Below are 22,842 nucleotides of genomic sequence, written 5' to 3'. Positions count from 1 at the left end.
TCCGGCGGCACAGCAGGTCAAACCGACCGTGCCGCCGGCCCGCGGCCGGGTGCGTCAGTCGCCCGCGGGGGCGGTCGTCGTCCTGGTGGCACGTCGCCTCGCGGGCCGCGTGCGCGGCTCGGCGACCACCGAGGTGGGCGCTTCCGCCAGGGGCGCGGCCTCGACCTTCGCCACCGGATCGGCCGGTGCGGCCTGCGGCGCGGTGTTGGTCCCGGCGGCGCCAGCCTCGCGGCGGGTGGACCGCCGGCGGGGGCGGCGCCCGCCCGGGGCCTGACCCGTGGGCCCGGTATCCGGACCCGCCGTGTCCGGACCCGCAGTGTCGGGACCCGGGGTGGAGACCTGCTCCACGACGGTCTCCGCCTCGGCCACCACGGCGGCCTCGGACTGCGGGGAGTCGGTCACCTCGGCCGCGGCTGCGTCCTCGGCCGCGGTCGTCGGCGCCGGAGCACTGCTCGTGGCCCGCCTCGCTGCCCGGCGGCGACGCGCCGGCCGCGTGGTCCCGGCGGCGTCCGCCGAGTCGGGCTCGGCGGTCCCCGGCGTCGGCTCGGCGGTCTGCTCCGCGGCGGGAGCGGCCGGTGCCTCCGCCGCGGGCGCGGTCACGACCTCGGGGGCGGTGGCCCCCCGGGCGCCGGCGTCCGCTCTCCCGGCTGCCCGGGTCTCGGGCGCCGCGTCACGGCCCTGGTCGGTGTCACGGCCCCCGTCGGTGCGGGTGCCACCCTGGGCGTTCGACTCGGCGCCGCTGTCGGCGTCTGCCTCGGCGTGCTGCCGTGAGATCGCGAGCGCGGCCGGGTGCGCGGCCGGCGCGGGGCCGTCCTTGCGCGGGGCCTGCTTGGGCGCGGGCGCCTCGGACTCCCCCGAGCCCTTGCCGTTGCCGCCCTTGCGACGGCCACGGCGGCCACCGGGCTCGTCAGCGTTGTGCGACTCGGTGTGCAGCGGGTCCGCGTGCACGATCAGCCCGCGGCCCTGGCAGTGCTCGCACGGGGTGGAGAACGCCTCGACCAGCCCGGTACCGAGCTTCTTGCGGGTGAGCTGCACCAGCCCCAGTGACGTGACCTCGGAGACCTGGTGGCGGGTGCGATCGCGCCCCAGCGCCTCGGTGAGGCGCCGCAGCACGAGGTCGCGGTTGGACTCGAGCACCATGTCGATGAAGTCGATGATCACCATCCCGCCGACGTCGCGCAGGCGCAGCTGGCGGACGATCTCCTCGGCGGCCTCGAGGTTGTTCTTCGTGACGGTCTCCTCGAGGTTGCCGCCGGAGCCGGTGTACTTGCCGGTGTTGACGTCGATGACGGTCATCGCCTCGGTGCGGTCGATCACCAGCGAGCCGCCGGAGGGCAGCCACACCTTGCGGTCGAGCGCCTTGGCCAGCTGCTCGTCCACACGGTAGGTGGCGAACACGTCCACATCCGGGTTGTCGTACCGCTCCACGCGCTCCGTCATCTCGGGCGCGACCCGCGAGACGTAGTCGTGCACCGTGTCCCAGGAGGTCTCGCCCTGGATGACGAGCTTGGAGAAGTCCTCGTTGAACAGGTCGCGGACGACCTTGACCAGCAGGTCCGGCTCCTCGTACAGGGACACGGGCGTGCCGGCCCCGGAGTCGGTGCGCTTGGCGGCAGCCTCCGAGATCTCGGTCCACTGGGCGGCCAGGCGCTCGACGTCGCGGCCGATCTCCTCCGCGCTGACGCCCTCGGCGGCGGTGCGGATGATCACGCCGGAGCCCTCCGGCACGACCTCCTTGAGGATCGCCTTGAGGCGGCGACGCTCGGTGTCGGGCAACTTGCGCGAGATGCCGGTGGAGTTGCCGTCCGGTACGTACACGAGGAAGCGCCCGGCCAGCGAGATCTGCGTGGACAGGCGGGCACCCTTCTGCCCGATCGGGTCCTTGGTGACCTGCACCAGCACCATGTCGCCGGACTTGAGTGCCTGCTCGATCCGCCGGGCCTTGCCGCCGAGCCCGGCGGCCTCCCAGTTGACCTCGCCGGCGTACAGGACGCCGTTGCGGCCGCGCCCGATGTCGACGAACGCCGCCTCCATGCTGGGCAGCACGTTCTGCACACGGCCGAGGTAGACGTTACCGACCATCGAACGCGCCGATTCGGTGGTGACGAAGTGCTCCACGAGGACCTTGTCCTCGAGCACGCCCACCTGGGTCATGACGCCCTTGCCGTCGCCGCGCTGCTTCTCGCGGACCACCATGACGCGGTCCACGGCCTCGCGGCGGGCGAGGAACTCGGACTCGGAGAGGATCGGCTGGCGACGACGACCGGCCTCGCGGCCGTCGCGGCGGCGCTGGCGCTTGGCCTCGAGCCGCGTGGAGCCGGTGATGCCCTGGACCTCATCGGACGACGTACCCGAGCCCTGTCCCCCGCGTCCGGAGCGACGGCGGGCCTCGCGTTCGTGGACCTCGGTCTGGGGCGGGTCATCGTTGGACGTCTGGGTGTCGTCGGAGCCGGAGCTCCCACTGCGACGACGACGACGGCGACGGCGCCTCGAACCCGACGGACCGTTCCCCGAGTCGTCCGAATCATCACCGTCGGCGTCACCCGGACCGGACTGCCCGTCGGAGTCGTCGGCGGACCGGTCGTCGGTCTCGCCGGCGGAATCGGAACGAGCGTCGGAGCTCCCGTCATCGCTGCCGGAGGTCTCGTCCGGGTCGCTGTCGCGCGGGTCGCTGCCGCGCGGGTCGCTGTCGCGCTGGTCGTCGCCGCGCTGGTCTCCGTCGTCCGACGACTCGGTCCCGGTGTTCTCACCGTTCTGGTCGTCGCCGGCCTCGCCGCGCCCGCGCCCACGCCCACGACGGCCCCGACGGCGACGACGGGGCCCGCCGTCACCGGAGTCGGACTGGTCCGTGGCGCGGCCGTCGTCGGATCCCTGCTCCTGCCCGTCCTGCTCGACCTGCGTGTCCTCGGCGGGAGGGGTGGGAGCGGTGTCGGGGGCGGTCTCGGTGCGGGCCCGGCCCTGGGTCTGGCCCTGGGTCTGGGTCTGGCCCTGGCCGCGGCGGCCGCGGGGCTCGTCGCCCGAGCGGGTGTCCGCCTGCGTCTGCGCGGGAGCCTCGTCGGGCGAGAGGAACAGCGGAGAGAACGACGGGGTCGCAGTGGACCGACGCCGACGGTTGCCCGACTCCTCCGACCCCACCTCGCCGGTGACGATCGCGATCTCGGGCAGCGCCGGGCGGTTCCGACCGCTCGTCCCGCCTCCCCCGGTCCCTGCGGACTCGTCCGCGGAGCCCTGCACGGACTTCGTCCCGGTCCTCGTGCCGGACTTCTCCGCGGACCTGGAGGCGGACTTCTCGGCGTCCGTGGCCTTCTCGGCGGTCTTCTCGGCTGTGGTCTTGCGCGCCGGGCTCTTCCTGCCGGACGCCTTCTTCGCGGGAGCGGTCTCCGTCGCCGCCGTCCCGCCCGTCGCCGACTCTGCGGCAGGCGCCTCGGCCGGCGTCTCGGCCGGCGTTGTCCCAGCGGCGGTCGCCTCAGCCGACGCCGGGTCGGCGGGCACCTCTGCGGTGGGGGTCTTCTCGGCGGTCTTCCCGGCGGGAGCCTTGGCCGCCCTCTTGGCGGCAGCCTTCTTCGTGGGGGCCTTTTCCACAGGCGCCTTGTCCGCCGGGGCCTTCCGGGCGGGGGCGTCGGTCGCGGACGCCTCAGCCGCCGGCGCCTGGGCACCGGTGTCCCCTGCCGGCGCGACACCGGACGCCGTCCCCGTGTCCTGCCCGCGGCTGGTGAACCAGTCGAGCAGCACCTGCCTGGTCACCCCGGACTGGGCGCTCTTGATCTCCACGCCGATCCCGGCCATGGCGGCCAGGAATTCCCTGCTGCTCATGCCCACGGCCCTGGCGGCCGCGTGCGCACGCATCCTCTCGGGAAGCGCGTTGATGTCGTCGATTGTCAGGTTCGGATCCGACACGTGTCTCCTCCGGCCGGACTCCGGGCGCGATCACGTCACCGGATACCGGTAACCCACGCCGCCGCACGGGGTCGGGCGTCTTCTTGTCTGGGCCCCACCTGGGTGGGACGACGTCTTGTGGTCCGCGGCACCGGGACGAACCGGGCCACGGGTGGCGGGCGCCCGTTTCGGGGCGGACTGGTGGTCCACTCGCCAGGATGGGCTCCGACCATTCTCCCACACCCGCCGCCGAAACGTCGTCGCCCGGCACCACCGAACGCAAACGCGCCCGCCGGGCCTCGGGGCCGACGGGCGCGCGCAGCTCGATCACTGCGGGAGGACGGGGATCTACAGACCGGGGAACCAGAGCGCGATCTCACTGGCGGCGGACTCCTCGGAGTCCGAGCCGTGGACGAGGTTGAACTGGGTCTCGAGACCGAAGTCGCCACGGATGGAGCCGGGCGCGGCCTTCTCCACAGGGTCGGTGCCCCCGGCGAGCTGACGCCACGCGGCGATCGCCCGGGGGCCCTCGAGCACGCCGGCGACGACCGGACCGGAGGTGATGAACTCGAGCAGGTCCCCGTAGAACGGACGCTCGGAGTGCTCGGCGTAGTGCTCGGCCGCCGTCTCCTGGGACACCTGACGCATGTCCATGGCGACGATCTTGAGGCCCTTGGCCTCGATACGGGCCAGGATGGTCCCGGTCAGCGCGCGCTCGACACCGTCGGGCTTGATGAGGAAGAAAGTTCTCTCGGTCACGAGGGCGATCCTACAAGCCCGGTGTCCACGCCGACCGTCCGGAGCCGTCAGTCGTGCTGGCTGGGCAGATAGCCGCCGGCCATGCGGCGGGTCAGGTCCCGGCGCAGGTACAGGATGTACGCCCAGACCGCGGCGAACATGAGCCCGCAGACCCCCATCGACCAGTGCACGGCCCAGCCGGCGACGGCCAGACCCGCGAGCGTGAGGTTCAGCGGGATCGCCCAGGGCTTGCGCTGGAGTCCACTGGCCACGAGCATCGCGACTGCGAGGAGGCTGACGAACCACACCTTCCACGGTTGGAAGTGGGCGCCGCCGTCGAGCCGGGCGATGACCGTCAGCACCAGACCGATCACGATCGCCTCGAGCACGAGGGTGCCGGCCATGATGCCCCGCAGCCCCTTCCACGGGTCCACCGAGGGCTCGTGCGCGGCGCCCCGGGGGCCGGGGGTCGGGTCGGTCACTGTGCGTCCTTTCCGAACAGGCTGCGGGCGGCCCCGGCGGTCACCACGGAACCCGTGATGAGCACGCCGACGCCCGAGACGTCGTCGTCCGCGGTCGGATCCGGGACCCCGACCAGGTCGAGGGCCGCGCTGACCGCGTCGGGCAGGGTGTCCACCACGTGGACGCGCTGGGCGGTGAACCGTTCCTCGGCGATGCGTGCGAGGTCGCCCGGGTCCATCGCGCGCGATGAGGCGGCCCGGGTGACGACGACCTCCTCCACCACCGGCTCGAGTGCGGCGAGAAACGCGTCGGCATCTTTGCCGTCGAGCATCGCGACCACGGCGACCAGCCGCTTGAAGTCGAACTCCGAGGTGACAGCCTCGGCGAGTGCGCGTCCGCCGTGTCCGTTGTGGGCGGCGTCCACCAGGACGGTGGGGCTGGAGCTGAGCCGCTCGAGGCGCCCGGGATTGTCGACCGCCGCGAAGCCGGCACGGATGAGTTCCGGGTCCAGGGCCCTGTCCGGGCCCGCGCCGAAGAACGCCTCGACGGCCGCGAGCGCGGTCGCGGCGTTCTCGGCCTGGTGCTCCCCGAACAGCGGGAGGAACACCTCGGGGTACTCGCCCCCGAGGCCTCGCAGGGTGAGCTGCTGGCCGCCGACGGCGACCCGCCGCTCGACCACGTCGAACTCCGAACCGAGGCGGGCGACGACCGCGCCCACCTCCACGGCGCGACGCAACAGGACGTCCATGGCCTCGGGCTCCTGGCGCCCGATCACGGCGATCGGGTCTCGCGGCAGCAGATCGTCCTCCGGGCCCGGCTGGATGATCCCGGCCTTCTCCCCCGCGATCGTCGCGAGGTCCTCGCCCAGGTAGTCGGTGTGGTCCAGACCGACGGGGGTGATCACGGCGACGGCGGGCCGGACCACGTTCGTGGCGTCCCACGTCCCGCCCATCCCCGTCTCCACGACCGCCACCTCGACCGGTGCGTCGGCGAACGCGGCGAACGCCATCGCGGTCAGCACCTCGAAGTAGCTCATGCGTGGGCCGCCGGCCTCCTCGGACCGCTGGTCGACGAGCTCGAGATAGGGCTGGAGTTCGCGGTAGGTGTCCACGAAGGCGCGGGCGGTGACCGGCTCCCCGTCGAGCGCGATGCGCTCGGTTACGCTCTGCAGGTGGGGGCTGGAGTTGCGTCCGGTGCGCTGGTGCAGGGCCCGCAGCAGCGCGTCGACCATCCGCGTGACCGATGTCTTGCCGTTGGTGCCCGCCACGTGGACCACGGGGTACGCGTGTTGCGGATCGCCGAGCACGGACATCAGCTCGGCGATCCGGTCCAGGCTCGGCTCGAGCCGGGACTCCGGCCAGCGGGTCGTCAGTTCCTCCTCGACCGCGGCCAGGTCGGCCGCGTCGGCCTGCCATTCGGGGCTGCCGAACTCGGGGACCGGGCGCGGCGGCAGGTGATCGTCGCCGTCACCGTCCTCGTCACCCGGGATCGGACCACCGAGCGGGACGCCCGAGACGAGGCCGTCCTCGCCGAGCATCTCGGCGACGTCCTCCTCGGTCGGGGTGTCCCACCCCTCGCTCGGGTCGTGCGGTGGGAGCCACTGTCGATCGCTCACGCGGGGTCACTTCCTGCCGGCATCGACTCGAGCCGGGCGGTGATCCGGGAGACCTCGGCCTCGGCGAGGTCGCGGCGGCCGCGGATCTTGTCGACGACGTGGTCGGGCGCCTTGCCCAGGAACGCCTCGTTGCCGAGTTTGGCACCGGTGGTCTCGAGTTCCTTGCGGGCGGCGGCGAGATCCTTCTCCAACCTGCGTCGCTCGGCGGCGAGGTCGATCGTCCCGGAGGTGTCGATCTCCACGTCCACCGTCGACAACCCGAGCCGGACCTCGAGCGAGGCCGTGGCGGTGAAGTCCTCGGCGGCCGGGGTCAACCGGGCGAGCGCGCACACCTGGGCGAGCAGGTCCGCCGGCAGGTCGGCGGCGTCCACGCCGGAGATCCGCGCCGGCACCCGCTGACCGGGCTTAAGGCCCTGGTCGGAGCGGAACCGCCGGATCTCGGTGACGAGGGTCTGGGCGTCGGCCACGCGGCGGACCGGCTCCGTGGCGTCATCGGCCGGCGCCACGTCGGTGGGCCAGTCCGCGACCACCACGGACTCCCGCCCGGTCAGTGCCGTCCACAGCGTCTCCGTGACGAACGGGATGACCGGGTGCAGCATCCGCATGAGGACGTCCAACACGTGTCCGAGGACGAGTCTCGTGTTCTCCGCCCGCTCGGAGGCGCGCGCGGCGTCGTCCGAACCGAACTGGACCTTGGCGAGCTCGAGGTACCAGTCGCACACCTCGTCCCAGGCGAAGTGGTACAGGGCCTCGCACGCCTTGGAGAACTCGTAGCGGTCCAGCGCGTCGTCGACGCCCACCCGCACCTCCCCGAGGCGATGCAGGATCCACCGGTCGGCGTCGGTGAGCGCGGACGCGGCGGGCAGCTCGCCCACCTTCGCCCCGTTCATCAGCGCGAAGCGGGTGGCGTTGAACAGCTTGGTGGCGAAGTTGCGCGACGCCTGGGCGGCGTCATCCCCGACCGACAGGTCGCCGCCCGGGTTGGCCCCGCGGGCCAGGGTGAAGCGCAGGGCGTCGGCGCCGAAGCGGTCCACCCAGTCGAGCGGGTCGATGCCGTTGCCCTTGGACTTGGACATCTTCTGGCCGTGCTCGTCGCGCACGAGGCCGTGGAGGAAGACGTCGGTGAACGGAACCTTCCCCGGAGCGGCCTTGTCGCCGGTGAGGGTCCGGCCCACGAAGGTGCCGAACATCATCATCCGCGCCACCCAGAAGAAGAGGATGTCGTACCCGGTGACCAGGACGGACGTCGGGTAGAACCGCTCGAGGTCGGCGGTGCGATCGGGCCAGCCCATGGTGGAGAACGGCCACAGTCCGGAGGAGAACCACGTGTCGAGCACGTCGGTGTCCTGGGTGTATCCGGCGGGCGGCTCCTCGCCTGGTCCCACGCAGAGAACGTCGCCGTCGGGGCCGTACCAGATCGGGATGCGGTGACCCCACCACAACTGGCGGGAGATGCACCAGTCGTGCATGTCGTCGACCCAGTCGAACCAGCGCGGTTCCTGGTTCGTCGGGTGGATCACCGTGTCACCGTCGCGCACGGCGTCCCCGGCCATCCTCGCCAGTTCCTCGACCCGCACCCACCACTGGAGCGACAGCCGCGGCTCGATCGGCTCGCCGGACCGTTCGGAGTGGCCCACCGAGTGCAGGTACGGACGCACCTCCTTGACGATGCGCCCCTGCTCGGCGAGGTCGTCCCGGACGGCCTTGCGGGCGTCGAAACGGTCCATGCCGTCGTAGCGGGTCCCGGTCCCGGTGATGTGGCCGGTGGCGTCCATGATCGTGGGCATCTCGAGGCCGTGACGCTGGCCGATCGCGAAGTCGTTGGGGTCGTGCGCGGGCGTGACCTTCACCGCGCCGGTCCCGAACTCGGGATCGACATAGTCGTCCGCGACCACTCGCATGGTCCACCCGTCCCGGAACGGGTGCGGGATCTCGGTGCCCACCAGGTGCGCGTAGCGCTCGTCGGAGGGATGGACGGCGATCGCGGTGTCACCGAGCATCGTCTCGAGCCGGGTCGTGGCCACGACCAGGTGCGGCTCGGAATCGTCCATCGAGCCGTAGCGGAAGCTCACCAGCTCGCCCTCGACGTCCGCGTACTTGACCTCGATGTCCGAGATCGCGGTCTGCAGGGTGGGCGACCAGTTGACCAGTCGCTCGGCGCGGTAGATCAGACCGCTGTCGTAGAGCTCCTTGAAGATGGTCTGCACCGCGCGCGACAGTCCGTCGTCGAGGGTGAACCGCTCACGCGACCAGTCGACACCGTCGCCGAGGCGACGCATCTGCTCCCCGATGGTCCCACCGGACTCGCGCTTCCATTCCCAGACCTTCTCGATGAACGCGTCGCGGCCGATCTCGTGGCGGTCGATCCCCTCGTCGCGGAGCTTGCGGTCCACGAGGGTCTGCGTGGCGATCCCGGCATGGTCCATGCCGGGCAGCCACAGGACCTCGAAGCCCTGCATGCGCTTGCGCCGCGTGAGCACGTCCATGAGGGTGTGGTCGAGCGCGTGGCCCATGTGCAGGCTGCCCGTGACGTTGGGCGGCGGCAACACCACCGAGTAGGCGGGCTTGTCGCTGGACGGGTCGGCCTCGAAGTAGCCGGCCTCCACCCAGCGCTGGTACAGCCCGCCTTCCACCTCACCTGGGTTCCAGGAGGCGGGCAGCGCGTCCGCGCGGTCGGTGTTCGGGGAGGCAGAAGCTGGAGTCGTCACCCGACCATCCTAGGCCGTGGACGCCGGGGCCCGGCACACGCCGTCAGCCCCGGTGCACCCGAGGTCAGTCGGCCAGTCCCAGTCCGTGAACGGCGTCACGCTCCGAGACCAGTTCCGCCACCGACGCGTCGATGCGGGCTCGTTGGAAGTCCTCGATCGCCAGTCCTTCGACGACCTCCCACTCCGCGCCGCGGCTGCGGCAGGGCAACCCCGTCACCACACCCGGCACGGTCCCGTACTGCCCCTCCGACGGCAGTGCGACCGTGGTCCAGCTCTCCCCACTGGTGCCGTGCACCCAGTCGCGCATCTGGTCGACCGCCGCGCCGGCGGCCGAGGCGGCCGACGACGATCCGCGCACCGAGATGATCTCGGCTCCCCGGTTCGCGACCCGCGGGATGAACGTGTCGGCCAACCACTCCTCGTCGAGCCCGGAAGTGACCGGCTCGCCCCGTCGCGTCAGGTACGACACGTCGGGGAACTGGGTGGCCGAGTGGTTGCCCCAGACCACCACCCCGTCCAGGTCGGCGACCGGCGCTCCCAGCCGGGTGGCGAGCTGGCTGAGCGCGCGGTTGTGGTCGAGCCGCATCAGGGCGGTGAAGCGACCGGCGGGGACGTCGGGCGCGTGTCGGTGGGCGATGTAGGCGTTGGTGTTGGCGGGGTTGCCCACCACCACCACCCGCACGTCGTCGGCGGCGTGGGCGTTGATGGCGCGGCCCTGTTCCCGGAAGATCGCCCCGTTGGCGGTGAGCAGGTCGGCGCGCTCCATCCCCTTGCCGCGCGGCCTGGCGCCCACCAGGAATGCCGCGTTGGCGCCGTCGAACGCGGTGTCCACGTCGTCGGTGATCTCGATCGACTCGACCAGCGGGAGCGCGCAGTCCTCGATCTCCATCGCGACGCCCTCCGCCGCGACCACGGCCGACGGGATGTCGAGCAGACGCAGGCGGACCGGGGTCCCGGGCCCGAACACCAGCCCGGAGGCGAGACGGAACAGCAACGAGTAGGCGATCTTTCCGGCGGCGCCGGTGACGGTCACGGTGGCCGGGGTGGCGGTGACCGGGGTGGAGGTGCTCATGTGGGGCGGACCTTCCGGAGACGACGACGGGGTCGGTTCCCACAGTAGTGAGAATCCGACCCCGCCTCCCGCCTCCGCGGGCGGTGTACACCTGACGTCCACCCGAGCGTCGACTCAGGCGTGGATCTCGGCGCCCGTCTTCCGGCGGACCTCGTCGATCGTCACGTCCGGCGCCAGTTGGACGAGCCGGAAGCCCTCCGGCGCGATGTCGAGGACGCACAGGTCGGTGACGACCCGCTGGACGCAGCCCTTGCCCGTGTACGGGAGCGTGTTCTCCTGCATGAGCTTGAGGTCGCCCTTGCGGGTGACGTGGTCCATCATCACGATCACGCGGTCGGCGCCGTGGACGAGGTCCATCGCACCGCCCATGCCCTTGACCATGGCGCCGGGGACCATCCAGTTGGACAGGTCGCCGGACTGCGAGACCTGCATAGCGCCGAGGACGGCGACGTCGACGTGACCGCCGCGGATCATGGCGAAGGACTCCGACGACGAGAAGAACGCCGCCCCCGCCTCGGCGGTGATGGTCTCCTTGCCTGCGTTGATCATCTCGGGGTCGAGCTCGTCGTCCGTCGGGTACGGCCCGACGCCGAGGATCCCGTTCTCCGAGTGGAGGGTCACCTGCACACCCTCGGGAAGACAACCGGGGATGAGGGTGGGCATACCGATACCGAGGTTGACGTACTGGCCGTCGGTGAAATCCGCGGCGATGCGGGCCGCCATCTGCTCGTGGGTCCAGCTCATGGCTCAGGCCTCCCTGGTGGTGCGGATCTCGACGCCGGTCTCCTGGCGGCCGACCTCGACGATCCGTTGGACGAAGATGCCGGGGATGTGGACGTTGGCCGGGTCGATCCCGCCCGGCTCGACGACCTCCTCGGCCTGCACGATCGTGATCCGACCGGCCATGGCCACGTCCGGGTTGAAGTTGCGGGCCGTCCCACGGAACTGCAGGTTGCCCATGGTGTCGGCCCTGTGGGCGTGGACCAGGGCGAAGTCGGTGACGATCCCGCGCTCGAGGACGTACTGTTCGCCGTCGAAGACCCGGACCTCCTTGGGCTCGGACGCCTTGGCGACGCCCCCCTCGCCGTCGTAACGCAGTGGCAGGCCCCCGTCGGCGACCATCGTGCCGACGCCGGCCGGGGTGTAGAAGGCGGGGATGCCGGCGCCTCCGGCCCGCATGCGCTCGGCGAGCGTGCCCTGCGGCGTGAGCTCCACCTCGAGCTCGCCGGAGAGGTACTGGCGGGCGAACTCTTTGTTGGCGCCGACATACGAGGCCGTGGTCCGGGTGATCCGGTGCGATTCCAGAAGTTTGCCCAGGCCGAAACCGTCGGTCCCGCAGTTGTTGCTCACCGTGCTCAGGTCGGTGGCGCCCTGCTCGAGGAGCGCGTCGATGAGGACGGCGGGGATGCCGACCAGACCGAACCCGCCCACGGCCAGGGAGGCACCGTCGGGGATGTCCGCGACCGCGTCCGCGGCCGACGAGAAGATCTTGTTGGTCATGTCACGAACCCTATCCGGTGTTCGCATCTTGTACAAGTGTTCGCTCCTCGTACGATATGCGGGTATCGTGGGTCAGGTACCGACGTGGAGCGCCTGCGCCCGAGCGCACCACACACCACGCAACGCACCGCCCGCGACCAGACGCACGAGAGGACCGACACCATGCCCGCCACCCTGTCCCACGAGGTCAGCGGACCCCGGTCCGCCGACACCCCCGTCCTCGTCCTCCTCGGATCACTCGGGTCCGACCGTTCGATGTGGGACGCGCAGGCCCGGGACCTGTCCCGCGACCACACCGTGGTCGCGGTGGACCACCGGGGCCACGGCACGTCCGAGGTCGTCCCCGGCCCCTGCACGATCGCCGACCTGGCCGCCGACGTTCTGGCCCTGCTCGACTCGATCGACGTGGACCGGTTCCACGTGGCCGGACTCTCGCTCGGTGGCGCGGTGGCCCAGTGGCTCGCCGTCCACGAACCCACCCGCGTGCTCTCCACCGCCCTCCTGTGCACCGCCGCGAAGTTCGGTGAACCGTCCGGCTGGGCCGATCGCGCCACCGCGGTCCGCGAGGGCGGGACGGCCGCGGTCGCCGACGCCGTCGTCGCACGGTGGATCACCGCCGCGCGGGCCGAGGCCGAGCCCGAGCTGGTCGCCGGGCTCCGCGAGATGGTCCTGGGCACCCCGGCCGAGGGATACGCCTCCTGCTGCGACGCGCTGGCCGGCTGGGACAACCGCGCCGAGCTGGGTCGGATCTCCTGCCCCACCCTCGTGCTCGCGGGGGACGAGGACCCCTCCACTCCCCCGGAGGTACTGCGCGAGATCGCCGACGGGGTGCCCGGAGCGGACTTCGTCGTCGTCTCCCCGGCGGCCCACGTGCCCACCGTCGAGATCCCTGACCGCATCACCGACGTGCTCCGCCGACACCTCGACGCCGCACGGAACACGGGCGCGGCGTGACCCGCCCCGACGTGGTGTCGACCCCGGCCGGGTCCGTGGACGACGGCGGCGACCGCCCGGCCTCCCCCGACTTCGTCCAGTCGCTCGCGCGCGGCCTGGCGGTCATCCGGGCATTCGACGCCCGCCAGCCACGCCAGACCCTCAGTGACGTCGCGCGCAACACCGGACTGACCCGGGCGACCGCCCGCCGCTTCCTCCACACCCTCGTCGAACTGGGCTACGTGGACACGGCCGACTCGGTCTTCTGGCTCACCCCCCGGGTCCTCGACCTCGGGTACAGCTACCTGTCGGCGCTCCCGCTGACCGATCTCGCCCAACCGCACCTGGAGAAGCTCAGCTCGCGACTCGGCGAATCCTCGTCCGTGGCGGTGCTCGACGGCCCCGACATCGTCTACGTGGGGCGCGTCCAGGTGCGTCGCATAATGACCATCGGCATCACCATCGGAACCCGGTTCCCCGCCTACGCCACGTCGATGGGGCGGGTCCTGCTCGCCTCGCTCCCCGCCGAGGACCTCGACGCCTACCTCGCCGCGACGGACCTGCGGGCGCTCACCCCCCACGGCCTCGCCGACGAGTCAGCGCTCCGCGCGGAGCTGGCGCGGGTGGCCGAGCGCGGGTGGTGCGTCGTCGACCAGGAACTCGAGCCCGGCCTGCGCTCGGTGGCCGCACCGGTCCACGACCGCCACGGCGCGGTCAGCGCCGCCCTCAACGTCTCCACCCACGCCGCCCGCTACTCCCCCGACCAGCTCACAGGCGAGGTCATCCCCGAACTGCTGGCCACCGCCCGCGCACTGTCGGCCGACCTCGCCATCGTCAACCGCTGACCCCGAACGAAGGAACCCCATGCGTGACGTCGTCATCTGCCAACCCCTGCGCACCCCCGTGGGACGCTTCGGCGGGGTGTTCCGCGACCTGGACGCGAACACCCTGGCCACCGGCCTGCTCACCGCCCTCGTCGAGCGCACCGGCCTGACCGGAGCCGACGTCGACGACGTGGTGCTGGGACAGGGCTCCCCGAACGGCGAGGGACCCGCCATCGGCCGCATCGCCGCACTCGACTCCCCTCTGGGGATCGACGTGCCGGGCATGCAACTCGACCGGCGTTGCGGCTCCGGACTCCAGGCGATCATCAGCGGCGCACTCCAGGTCGCCTCCGGCGGCATGGACCTCGTGGTCGCCGGCGGTGTCGAGTCGATGAGCCAGGTGGAGTTCTACGCCTCCCCGAGCCCCCGCTGGGGCATCCGCGGGGACGGGATCTCGCTGGTCGACCGTCTCGGCCGGGCCCGCACGACCGTCGGCGGACGCTCGCACATCATCGACGGCGGGATGATCGAGACCGCGGAGAACCTCCGTCGTGAGTACGGCATCAGCCGGGACGAGCAGGACCGGTTGGCCGTGCAGTCCCACCAGCGGGCCGTGGCCGCGCAGGAGTCCGGGGCGTTCGCCGAGGAGATCGTCCCGGTGACCGTTCCGCAGCGCAAGGGTGACGACCTCGTCGTCGACACCGACGAGCATCCCCGTGCCGACAGTTCCGTCGAGGCGCTGGCGCGCCTGCGGCCCATCATGGGCCGCACCGACCCGGAGGCCACCGTGACCGCCGGGAACGCCTCCGGCCAGAACGACGGTGCCGCGATGTGCGTCGTCACCACGGCGGACAGGGCCGCCGCCCTCGGACTGACCCCCCTGGTCCGCCTCGCCTCGTGGGCCGTCGCGGGCGTGGCACCGGAGACGATGGGCATCGGGCCGGTCCCCGCCACCGCCAAGGCGCTCGACCGACTCGGCCTCACGCTCGCCGACATGGACGTCATCGAACTGAACGAGGCGTTCGCCGCGCAGGCCCTGTCCGTGATGCGCGAGTGGGACATCGACCCCACCTCCGAGCACCTCAACCCGCACGGCTCCGGCATCTCCCTGGGCCACCCCGTCGGCGCCACCGGGGCGCGCATGCTGGCGACCCTGTCGCGCGAGATGGTGCGCCGCGACGCGCAGTGGGGCCTGGAGACCATGTGCATCGGAGGCGGCCAGGGGCTCGCGGCGGTGTTCGAGCGCGTCTGACCGACACACCTCCCGCGCGACGAGGCCGCCCGCCCCTTTCGGGGCTGGCGGCCTCGTCGTCTTTCGCGGGACGTGAGTTCCCGGGCGGTCAGCCCGGCGCGATCACTCGATTCGCGACGGGTGCCGTGTCAGGGCCATGACCTCGATGTCCATGTACGGGAACAGCGGCAGCCCCTGGAGGATCTCGTGCAGTTCGTCGCCGGACCCGACATCGAAGATGCTGATGTTCGAGTACTGACCCACGATGCGCCACAGCTCCCGCCATGTGCCGGAGCGCTGCAGCTCCTGGCTGTAGGCCTTCTCCCGGGCCAGGGTGTCGGCGCGGACCTCGGGGTCCAGGTCATTGGGGATGTTGACGTCCATGCGGACGTGGAACAGTGCCATCGTCGGGCTCTCCTTCTCGGTGTGGTGCCGCGGTCAGCGGCGGGTGAACTTGTCGACGGCGTCGTGGTCGAGCTCGACGCCCAGCCCGGGCCCGGACGGCAGGTGGACCCGGCCGGCCTCGTAGCGGATCGGGGTGGTCACGTAGGTCTCGGCGAGCAGCAGCGGCCCGAAGAGCTCCGAGCCGTAGTTGAAGCCGGGCTCGGCGCACGCGAGATGCAGTGAGGCGACGGTCCCGATCGGCCCCTCGAGCGACGTGGCGGCGTGGCAGGCGATCCCGGCCGCGCGGGCGATCGCCACGACCTCCTTGCCCCGGGTCAGCCCACCGAGCTTGGTGGTCTTCACCGCGATCACCCCGGCCGCGTCCCGCCGTGCCACCTCGAGGGCGTCGTGCGGGGACTGGACCGACTCGTCGGCCATGAACTGCACCGGCAGCGAGCGGTTGAGCTCGGCCAGCACCTCGATCTGCTCGGTGGGGGTCGGCTGCTCGATCAGCTCGATGCCGGCCTCGACGAGCGCCGGGAGGTGGACGTTCGCGGTGAACCGGTCCCAGCGGGCGTTGATGTCCACCCGAAGGCCCGCCCGGCCCTCGAGGCGCTCGGCCAGTGCCGCGATGCGGGCGACGTCCTCGGCCGGGTCCAGGGCGCCCATCTTCAGCTTGAACGTGCGGTGACGGTCCGCGGCGAGGAGTTCGTCGATCTCCTCGACCATCTCCTCGAGCGGCATCGCGCCCAGGGCCCACGTGCACTCGATCGAGTCGCGGACCGCTCCGCCGAGCAGCGAGCGCACGGGAACGTCCAGCGACCGGGCCCACGCGTCGAACATGGCGATCTCGAGGGAGGCCTTGGCGAAACGGCCGCGGGCCACCACACCCTCCATCGCCTCGAGAACGGCGGGGATCTCGTCGACCCGCCGACCGACGGCCACGGGGGCCAGGTACTTCTCCACCAGCACCTGCATGGTCTCGGCGGACTCGCCTCCCCACCAGGGGCCGCCCGGTGTGACGCCTTCGCCGTAGCCGACGACCCCGGACTCGGTGGTCACCGCCACGAGCAGGATCGACTGGGCGGTGGCGGTGGTGGTGGCGAACTTGTGCGGCCTGATGAGCGGCACGTCGAGGATCCGTGTCTCCACGGAACGGATGGTCAGGTCAGACATCTTCGAGCCCTTCGTGTTGGTGGTCCGGCCGGATCGACCGCCGACGCCCCGGCCGCTCGTGGCGGCCGGGGCGGGCGGGGATTGCAGACGAGGTCGTCGCCGGTCAGGCCACGAAACGCTTCTCGGAGACGGGGTCCAGGACGAAGTCGTAGGTGACCTCGTCGATCCCGTCGGCGTTGGGCTTCGGGTCCAGGATCAGCTCGGGCTTGACGGCCCCGGCCACGTCGTCCTCGACCCACTTTCCACCCTGGAAGTACAGCTGGGTGGTGATGAGGCGCTTGCCCGGGGCGGTGACCTTCAGGTGCAGATGCGCCGGACGCCACGGGTGGCCGCCGTAGCTGGCGATGAACTCGCCGGTCGGGCCGTCGTGCGGGATCTGGTACGGCGCCGGCTGGACCGTGGTGATGTGGAAGTTGCCCTCGGCGTCCGTGGTGAAGGTTCCGCGCAGGTTCCACTCCGGGATACCCATGCCGTCGTCGAACTGCGAGTAGTAACCGTCGGCGTCGGCGTGCCACAGCTCGACGGACGCGCCCTCGATGCCCGTGCCGTCCAGGTCGCGGACCTGGCCCTTGAACACGAACTGCGTGCCCTTCTCGTCCTCGCGCATCGGCATGACGCCCTTGGCTCCGAGCTCCGGGGCGTTCGGCACGTAGTAGGGGCCCTCGATGGAACCCTTGGTCCCGTTGAAGATGCGGCTGTTGGAGTCCTCGATGAAGTGCTCCAGGAAGACGTCCAGCCAGAGCGGCCACTCGCCACCCTCGCCGACCTCGATGAGCCACTGCTTGAGAACGCGGTACTCGTCGTAGGTGACCTCGTGCTCGAAGATCACCTCGGACAGCTTGGTGAGCACGTCCTTGTAGATGGCTGCCGCACGCTCGGTGCTCGTGTCGGACGTGAAGCGGCTGCCCTTGAACTTGTCCGTCGCGGCGGAGCCGGAGCCGGCGGCGGTGGGCACTGCGGTGCTGGTCATGACGCTCCCTCTGGTGGGGTCGGGGTGGGGGTCGGATCGGACCGGTGGGGCCCGGTCGATGTCCCTACTGTGCGCCGGATTCGATGTGTCGTCAATCACCGCCCACTACACATGTAAAGCACATTTCGTGCGCGGAGCGAACGCTTTTCAGGCAATAGTGCAGGTCTCGCGCCTGGGACCTCCACAGTGTTCGCATTGCGAACGCGGCACACCTAGGTATGACTAGGAGATACCCTAGTGTGATCGAAGGCACAGTAGGGCACCGTGGAGGAACACCGGCAGCAGGCCGCATCGTCGCGGCCGGAACCGACCCCACGCTAGGAGCCCTCGATGTCAGATCGACTCGACCACGTCCAGGCCACCCTCGAGACCGCACTCGAGGACCGGCCCGCGGACGGCATCATCCGCGCCAACCGTCGCATCTTCACGGACGAGGAGATCTTCGAACTCGAGATGAAGCACATCTTCGAGGGCAACTGGGTCTACCTGGCGCACGAGAGCCAGATTCCGGAGGTCGGCGACTACTTCACCACCGACATCGGCCGCCAGCCCGTCGTGATCACCCGCGGTAAGGACGGGCAGCTCAACTGCCTCATCAACGCCTGCTCCCACCGCGGCGCGATGCTCTGCCGGCGCAAGACCGACAACCGCACCACCCTGACCTGCCCGTTCCACGGCTGGACGTTCTCCAACTCCGGGGAGCTGCTGAAGGTCAAGGACCCGCGGGACGCCGGGTACCCCGAGCAGTTCAACACCGACGGCTCGCACGACCTGCGTCGCGTGGCACGCTTCGAGAGCTACCGCGGGTTCCTGTTCGGCAGCCTCAACCCGGACGTGGTCCCGCTGGAGGAGCACCTGGGAGACAGCCGCACCATCATCGACATGCTGGTCGACCAGTCCCCCGAGGGACTGGAGGTCCTGCGCGGCTCGTCCACCTACACCTTCGACGGCAACTGGAAGCTCCAGGCCGAGAACGGGGCCGACGGTTACCACGTGTCGGCCACCCACTGGAACTACGCGGCGACCACCGCGCGCCGCTCGTCGGGTGAGTCCAAGAACGAGACCAAGGCGATGGACGCCGGCACCTGGGGCAAGCAGGGCGGCGGCTACTGGTCGTTCGAGCACGGCCACCTGCTCCTGTGGATGTGGTGGGGCAACCCCGAGGACCGGCCGCTGTGGGACCGCCGCCAGGAGCTCGCCGACCAGATCGGCACCAAGAAGGCCGAGTTCATGGTGGGAGCCTCCCGCAACCTGTGCCTGTACCCGAACGTGTACCTGATGGACCAGTTCTCGAGTCAGATCCGCCACTTCAAGCCCGTCTCGGTGGACAAGACCGAGGTGACGATCTACTGCATCGCCCCCAAGGGTGAGAGCGCCGAGAACCGCGCGGCCCGGATCCGCCAGTACGAGGACTTCTTCAACGCCACCGGGATGGCGACCCCGGACGACCTGGAGGAGTTCCGGTCCTGCCAGAAGACCTACCTGGCCGACGTCGCGCCGTGGAACGACATGACCCGCGGCAGCACCCACCAGATCACCGGCCCGGACGAGACCGCCCGCGGCCTGGGCATGGAGAACGTGTTGTCCTCCGGGGCCAAGACCGAGGACGAGGGGCTGTACCCGATCCAGCACGCCTACTGGCTCGAGACCATGCAGCGCGCGCTCGAGGCCGAGACCGCCGCCCGTGATGCCGCCGAGGCCAGCGCCCGCGAGGACGACGAGCGTCGGGCCCGGCAGCGCACGACCGTCCCGGCAGACGCCTGACCCGGCCCGAGTCGACCGCACGCCCCACCCCCGCCCCACGAAAGGCCTGACCATGACCGCACCCGCCGTGGCGTCGATCTCCGTCGACGAGATCTCCGCTTTCCTGTTCCGCGAGGCACGACTGCTCGACGACCGCCAGTTCGAGCAGTGGATCGAGTGCTACCGCGAGGACGCGATGTACTGGATGCCCGCCTGGGACGACGACGGTGAGCTCACGACCGACCCGTACTCGGAGATCTCGTTGATCTTCTACCCGAACCGGGCCGGTATCGAGGACCGGGTGTTCCGCATCCGGACCGAGCGCTCCTCCTCGACGTCACTGCCGGAACCGCGGACGAACCACCTCATCAGCAACATCGAGGTGCTCGACCGCCGGCCCGGAGAGGTCGACATCCGCTTCAACTGGCTGTCGTCGTACTTCCGGTACAACACCACCGACCAGTACTTCGGCACGTCCTTCTACACCCTCGACGTCACCGGTGAGTCCCCGCTGATCACCTACAAGAAGGTGGTCCTGAAGAACGACTACATCCACCACATCGTGGACGTCTACATGGTGTGATCCCACACCCACGCCGGCGCCCGCCCAGGGCGCCGGCACCCACCCGGTCGCGTGCGCGGCCGACACCGCCAGCGACCTGGAGTGAGACCCCATGAGCTATTCAGTGGCCCTGGCCTTCGAGGACGGCGTGACGCGCTTCGTCAACTGCGGTCCGATGGAGACCGTCGCCGACGCCTCGTACAAGGCCCGGATCAACATCCCCCTCGACTGCCGCGACGGAGCGTGCGGGACGTGCAAGTCCCTGTGCGAGTCCGGCGACTTCGACGGCGGCGACTACATCGACGACGCCCTCACCGAGGACGAGGCCGCGGCCGGATACTGCCTGCCCTGCCAGATGGTCCCGCGATCCGACCTGGTCGTGCAGATCCCCACCACCTCCGACGTGGCCAAGACGGCCGCCGCGGCGCACCCGGCGACGGTCACGGCCGTCGAGCGCCTGGCCGAGGGCGCGTTCGCACTCTCGGTCGAGTTGGACGACCGCGACGCCCTGGCGTTCCTGCCTGGCCAGTACGTCAACATCTCGGTTCCGGGTACCGACCAGACGCGGTCGTACTCGTTCTCCACCGGAGCGGACTCGCGGCACCTGTCGTTCCTCATCAAGTACGCCTCCGGCGGGGCGATGTCGGAGTACCTGGCCCAGCGCTGCGCGGTGGGCGACCGCCTCGAGCTGACCGGTCCGATGGGCAGCTTCTTCCTCCGCGAGTCCAGCCGCCCCCTGCTACTCCTGGCGGGCGGCACCGGCCTGGCGCCCGTGCTGTCGATCCTGGAGACCCTCGCCGCCGCCCGCACCGCCGACCGGCCGGTCCACCTCATCTACGGCACCTCGTTCGACACCGACGTGGTCTACACGGACCTGCTGGACGAGTTCACCACCCGGATCCCGGGCATGACCTGGGATCTGGTCGTCGCCGACCCGGCCACGACCCACCCGAACAGCGGGTACGTCACGGGGCTGATCCGCCCGGAGCACCTGCATGACGGGACGACCGATATCTACCTGTGTGGGCCTCCCCCGATGGTCGAGGCGGTGCGTGGATTCCTCGACGACGAGGGCCTGCAGGTGACGCATTTCTACTACGAGAAGTTCACTCCCGCGACCGCGGTGCCCGACCAGTCCGCCGAGCCCGCCGCGGAATCGGCGGAGCCGACGGAGGGGGCCGCCCTCGTCGTCGACACCTCCCCCTCCACCCCGGAGACGGAGCCCGCGGCACCCGCCGCGGCCACCACGGCTCCGGCCGCACCACACGGGCCGGCCCGGATCATCTCGCGCGGCCCCGGGGACCCCGTTCCGGCAATCGAGGCCCGACCGGTCGGCTACACCCCGCCCGCCCCCGGCGGTCACACCGCGCCCGGCACCCGGACCACCGAGCCGGTGGCGAACATCGCCGCGCGCCCGGTCGGTTTCACCCCGCCGACCCCGGGCGGGCACGCCGCGCCCGCCGACCGCGCGACCGAATCCCCCGCGCCCATCGCCGCACGCCCGGCCGGCTACGTCCCGCCGCAGGTCACGCTCGCGCCCAGGTCACCCGCGCCCACCGCCGGCACCACTACCACGGTGTCCCTGGCCGGCGGGAACCGCTCCGAGACCGTCACCTCGGCCCCCGGCGTCGTCAGTGGCGAGGTGCACCCCGCGATCCGGCACTCCGACGCCCAGTTCGACGCCCGCATGGCGCTCGAGCTCGGCGTGATCGAGCTGACCATGGGACGTCTCGACGGCGCCCGCCTCGCCGAGTTCCGCATGCTCGCCGAGTCGGCCAACCAGTACATCGAGGGCGATCGGTTCCGCGACCCCGAACGGTTCACCGCCGCGAACGCCCAGTTCCACGAGTTCCTGTTCCGCTGCACCGGCAACGACTCGCTGCTGCAGGCCTACCGCATGCTGGAGGTGACCCAGGTGATGAACAGCGTCCTGCCCGACGCCCGCTGGGTGTCCGAGGACATCGTCCCCGAGCACCTGGAGATCGTCGCGGCCTTCGAGACGGGCGACCGCGACGCCGCCCGATACCTCATCCGCCGGCACAGCGAACACGCCAAGGCCACCATGCGCACCGCACTGGACCAGAAGGCCGTGGAGGCGGCGTCGTGAGCGCGCCCGTCGGCGAGTACGACCCCGTCCCGCCCGTCGTCTCCCCCGGTCGCTTCGCCGGCCGGTCGGTGCTCATCACCGGCGCCGTCCAGGGGATCGGTCGCACCGTCGCCGACCGGGTGGTCCGCGAGGGCGGGCTGGTCACCGTGGTGGACCGGGCCGACCTCATCAGCACGGTCGCCGACGATCTGACCGCGGTGTCCCCGGACGGTCACCGGGTCGTACCCGTCGAGGCCGACCTGGAGACGTTCGAGGGTGCCGAGGCCTCGGCCCGCGCAGCGTTGGACGCCCACGGCCGGATCGACGTGCTCATCAACAACGTCGGTGGCACCATCTGGGCCCGCCCGTACCACGAGTACTCGGCCGAGCAGATCGAGGCCGAGGTCCGCCGCTCCCTGTTCCCCACGCTGTGGATGTGCCGGGCGGTCCTGCCGTCCATGGTCTCGGCGGGCGCGGGCACGATCGTCAACGTCTCCTCCGTCGCCACCCGCGGCGTCAACCGTGTCCCCTACGCCGCGTCCAAGGGCGGCGTCAACGGCCTCACCTCGGCGTTGGCGCTGGAAGCCGCGCCGCACGGGGTGCGGGTGGTGGCCACCGCCCCCGGCGGCACCCTCGCCCCCGAACGACGGATCTCCCGTGGCGGCGACGCCCGCACCGACCAGGAGAAGACCTGGTACTCGGAGATCGTCGAGCAGACCGTCGACTCCTCCGTGATGGGCCGCTACGGCACCCTCCACGAGCAGGCCGCGCCGATCTGCTTCCTCGCCTCCGACGAGGCCTCCTACATCACCGGATCCGTCCTCCCCGTCGCCGGCGGCGACCAGGGCTGAACCGCCTGCCACCCCGGGCTGAACCGCCTGCCACCCGGGGCTGACCGCCCACACCTCTCCCCACCCCCCACCGAACGGAGCCCTTCCGTGTCCTCGAGCACCCCTGCGCCC

Annotated in this window: 18 protein-coding genes; 7 read left to right on the top strand and 11 right to left on the bottom strand. The window is 71.2% G+C overall.

The window, feature by feature from the left end; all coding sequences use genetic code 11:
• Nucleotides 1-54: 54 nt before the first annotated feature.
• From VZF99_RS04960 to VZF99_RS04925, 8 genes are all read right to left on the bottom strand, one after another.
• A complete protein-coding gene (locus VZF99_RS04960) occupies nt 55-3,897 on the bottom strand; it encodes an Rne/Rng family ribonuclease (RefSeq protein WP_407335820.1) in 3,843 nt (1,280 codons plus the stop codon).
• 327 nt (nt 3,898-4,224) lie between these two features.
• A complete protein-coding gene (gene ndk, locus VZF99_RS04955; RefSeq protein ID WP_120286318.1) occupies nt 4,225-4,635 on the bottom strand; it encodes a nucleoside-diphosphate kinase in 411 nt (136 codons plus the stop codon).
• A gap of 47 nt (nt 4,636-4,682) precedes the next feature.
• On the bottom strand, nt 4,683-5,096 hold the full coding sequence (locus VZF99_RS04950; RefSeq protein ID WP_067719739.1) for a DUF4233 domain-containing protein: 414 nt from the start codon (nt 5,094-5,096) through the stop codon (nt 4,683-4,685).
• Entirely contained in the window at nt 5,093-6,691 is a 1,599-nt protein-coding gene (locus VZF99_RS04945) for a bifunctional tetrahydrofolate synthase/dihydrofolate synthase (protein WP_253003377.1), read from the bottom strand. The genes VZF99_RS04950 and VZF99_RS04945 overlap by 4 nt, the downstream gene beginning before the upstream one ends.
• Nucleotides 6,688-9,399 (bottom strand): valine--tRNA ligase, encoded by a 2,712-nt coding sequence (locus VZF99_RS04940; RefSeq protein ID WP_407335819.1) that lies wholly within the window; start codon nt 9,397-9,399, stop codon nt 6,688-6,690. The genes VZF99_RS04945 and VZF99_RS04940 overlap by 4 nt, the downstream gene beginning before the upstream one ends.
• Nucleotides 9,400-9,463: 64 nt before the next feature.
• Nucleotides 9,464-10,471 carry a malate dehydrogenase gene (locus tag VZF99_RS04935; protein WP_407335818.1) on the bottom strand — a complete coding sequence of 336 codons (1,008 nt, stop codon included), beginning with the start codon at nt 10,469-10,471 and terminating at the stop codon, nt 9,464-9,466.
• A 114-nt stretch (nt 10,472-10,585) separates the two neighbouring features.
• Entirely contained in the window at nt 10,586-11,215 is a 630-nt protein-coding gene (locus VZF99_RS04930) for a 3-oxoacid CoA-transferase subunit B (RefSeq protein ID WP_407335817.1), read from the bottom strand.
• Nucleotides 11,216-11,218: 3 nt separating this feature from the next.
• Nucleotides 11,219-11,971 carry a CoA transferase subunit A gene (locus VZF99_RS04925; RefSeq protein WP_120286322.1) on the bottom strand — a complete coding sequence of 251 codons (753 nt, stop codon included), beginning with the start codon at nt 11,969-11,971 and terminating at the stop codon, nt 11,219-11,221.
• 162 nt (nt 11,972-12,133) lie between these two features.
• Between VZF99_RS04925 and pcaD the strand changes: the two genes are divergently transcribed.
• The 3 genes from pcaD to VZF99_RS04910 are packed head-to-tail and all read left to right on the top strand — an operon-like array spanning nt 12,134 to nt 14,980.
• Entirely contained in the window at nt 12,134-12,925 is a 792-nt protein-coding gene (pcaD, locus tag VZF99_RS04920) for a 3-oxoadipate enol-lactonase (RefSeq protein WP_120286385.1), read from the top strand.
• Nucleotides 12,926-12,960: 35 nt separating this feature from the next.
• On the top strand, nt 12,961-13,749 hold the full coding sequence (locus VZF99_RS04915) for an IclR family transcriptional regulator (protein ID WP_096907296.1): 789 nt from the start codon (nt 12,961-12,963) through the stop codon (nt 13,747-13,749).
• Nucleotides 13,750-13,768: 19 nt separating this feature from the next.
• Complete coding sequence (locus VZF99_RS04910; protein ID WP_120286323.1) at nt 13,769-14,980, top strand: acetyl-CoA C-acetyltransferase; 1,212 nt, start codon at nt 13,769-13,771, stop codon at nt 14,978-14,980.
• Between the two features lie 102 nt (nt 14,981-15,082).
• On the opposite strand, the gene catC is transcribed toward VZF99_RS04910, so the two are convergent.
• From catC to catA, 3 genes are all read right to left on the bottom strand, one after another.
• Nucleotides 15,083-15,364, bottom strand: coding sequence for a muconolactone Delta-isomerase (catC, locus tag VZF99_RS04905; protein ID WP_185951441.1), 282 nt, complete (start codon nt 15,362-15,364; stop codon nt 15,083-15,085).
• A gap of 33 nt (nt 15,365-15,397) precedes the next feature.
• The gene (locus VZF99_RS04900) at nt 15,398-16,519 is read right to left on the bottom strand and encodes a muconate/chloromuconate family cycloisomerase (protein ID WP_185951440.1); all 1,122 of its coding nucleotides are present in this window, start codon (nt 16,517-16,519) and stop codon (nt 15,398-15,400) included.
• Nucleotides 16,520-16,622: 103 nt separating this feature from the next.
• A complete protein-coding gene (gene catA / locus VZF99_RS04895; protein ID WP_120286326.1) occupies nt 16,623-17,489 on the bottom strand; it encodes a catechol 1,2-dioxygenase in 867 nt (288 codons plus the stop codon).
• A gap of 330 nt (nt 17,490-17,819) precedes the next feature.
• Here catA and benA point away from each other — a divergent pair, with 330 nt between their 5' ends.
• The 4 genes from benA to VZF99_RS04875 all read left to right on the top strand — a co-directional run bounded on the left by benA (nt 17,820) and on the right by VZF99_RS04875 (nt 22,731).
• The gene (benA, locus tag VZF99_RS04890) at nt 17,820-19,253 is read left to right on the top strand and encodes a benzoate 1,2-dioxygenase large subunit (protein ID WP_120286327.1); all 1,434 of its coding nucleotides are present in this window, start codon (nt 17,820-17,822) and stop codon (nt 19,251-19,253) included.
• A 52-nt stretch (nt 19,254-19,305) separates the two neighbouring features.
• Entirely contained in the window at nt 19,306-19,815 is a 510-nt protein-coding gene (gene benB / locus VZF99_RS04885) for a benzoate 1,2-dioxygenase small subunit (RefSeq protein WP_173674771.1), read from the top strand.
• A 91-nt stretch (nt 19,816-19,906) separates the two neighbouring features.
• A complete protein-coding gene (gene benC, locus VZF99_RS04880) occupies nt 19,907-21,901 on the top strand; it encodes a benzoate 1,2-dioxygenase electron transfer component BenC (RefSeq protein WP_407335816.1) in 1,995 nt (664 codons plus the stop codon).
• The gene (locus VZF99_RS04875; protein ID WP_407335815.1) at nt 21,898-22,731 is read left to right on the top strand and encodes a 1,6-dihydroxycyclohexa-2,4-diene-1-carboxylate dehydrogenase; all 834 of its coding nucleotides are present in this window, start codon (nt 21,898-21,900) and stop codon (nt 22,729-22,731) included. The genes benC and VZF99_RS04875 overlap by 4 nt, the downstream gene beginning before the upstream one ends.
• Nucleotides 22,732-22,842 lie beyond the last annotated feature (111 nt).

This window comes from Dietzia kunjamensis, assembly GCF_045689975.1.
In the GTDB taxonomy this organism is placed as follows: Bacteria; Actinomycetota; Actinomycetes; order Mycobacteriales; family Mycobacteriaceae; genus Dietzia; species Dietzia kunjamensis.
The sequence above is the reverse complement of the archived record's forward strand: the minus strand, read 5'-3'. Positions and strand labels throughout refer to the sequence as shown.

Coding starts and splice junctions, on each gene's coding strand:
- VZF99_RS04930 (WP_407335817.1), bottom strand. CDS start 11,215: ATGAGCTGGACCCACGAGCAGATGGCGGCCCGCATCGCCGCGGATTTC.
- catC (WP_185951441.1), bottom strand. CDS start 15,364: ATGGCACTGTTCCACGTCCGCATGGACGTCAACATCCCCAATGACCTG.
- VZF99_RS04925 (WP_120286322.1), bottom strand. CDS start 11,971: ATGACCAACAAGATCTTCTCGTCGGCCGCGGACGCGGTCGCGGACATC.
- VZF99_RS04935 (WP_407335818.1), bottom strand. CDS start 10,471: ATGAGCACCTCCACCCCGGTCACCGCCACCCCGGCCACCGTGACCGTC.
- catA (WP_120286326.1), bottom strand. CDS start 17,489: ATGACCAGCACCGCAGTGCCCACCGCCGCCGGCTCCGGCTCCGCCGCG.
- benA (WP_120286327.1), top strand. CDS start 17,820: ATGTCAGATCGACTCGACCACGTCCAGGCCACCCTCGAGACCGCACTC.
- VZF99_RS04900 (WP_185951440.1), bottom strand. CDS start 16,519: ATGTCTGACCTGACCATCCGTTCCGTGGAGACACGGATCCTCGACGTG.
- benB (WP_173674771.1), top strand. CDS start 19,306: ATGACCGCACCCGCCGTGGCGTCGATCTCCGTCGACGAGATCTCCGCT.
- benC (WP_407335816.1), top strand. CDS start 19,907: ATGAGCTATTCAGTGGCCCTGGCCTTCGAGGACGGCGTGACGCGCTTC.
- pcaD (WP_120286385.1), top strand. CDS start 12,134: ATGCCCGCCACCCTGTCCCACGAGGTCAGCGGACCCCGGTCCGCCGAC.
- VZF99_RS04910 (WP_120286323.1), top strand. CDS start 13,769: ATGCGTGACGTCGTCATCTGCCAACCCCTGCGCACCCCCGTGGGACGC.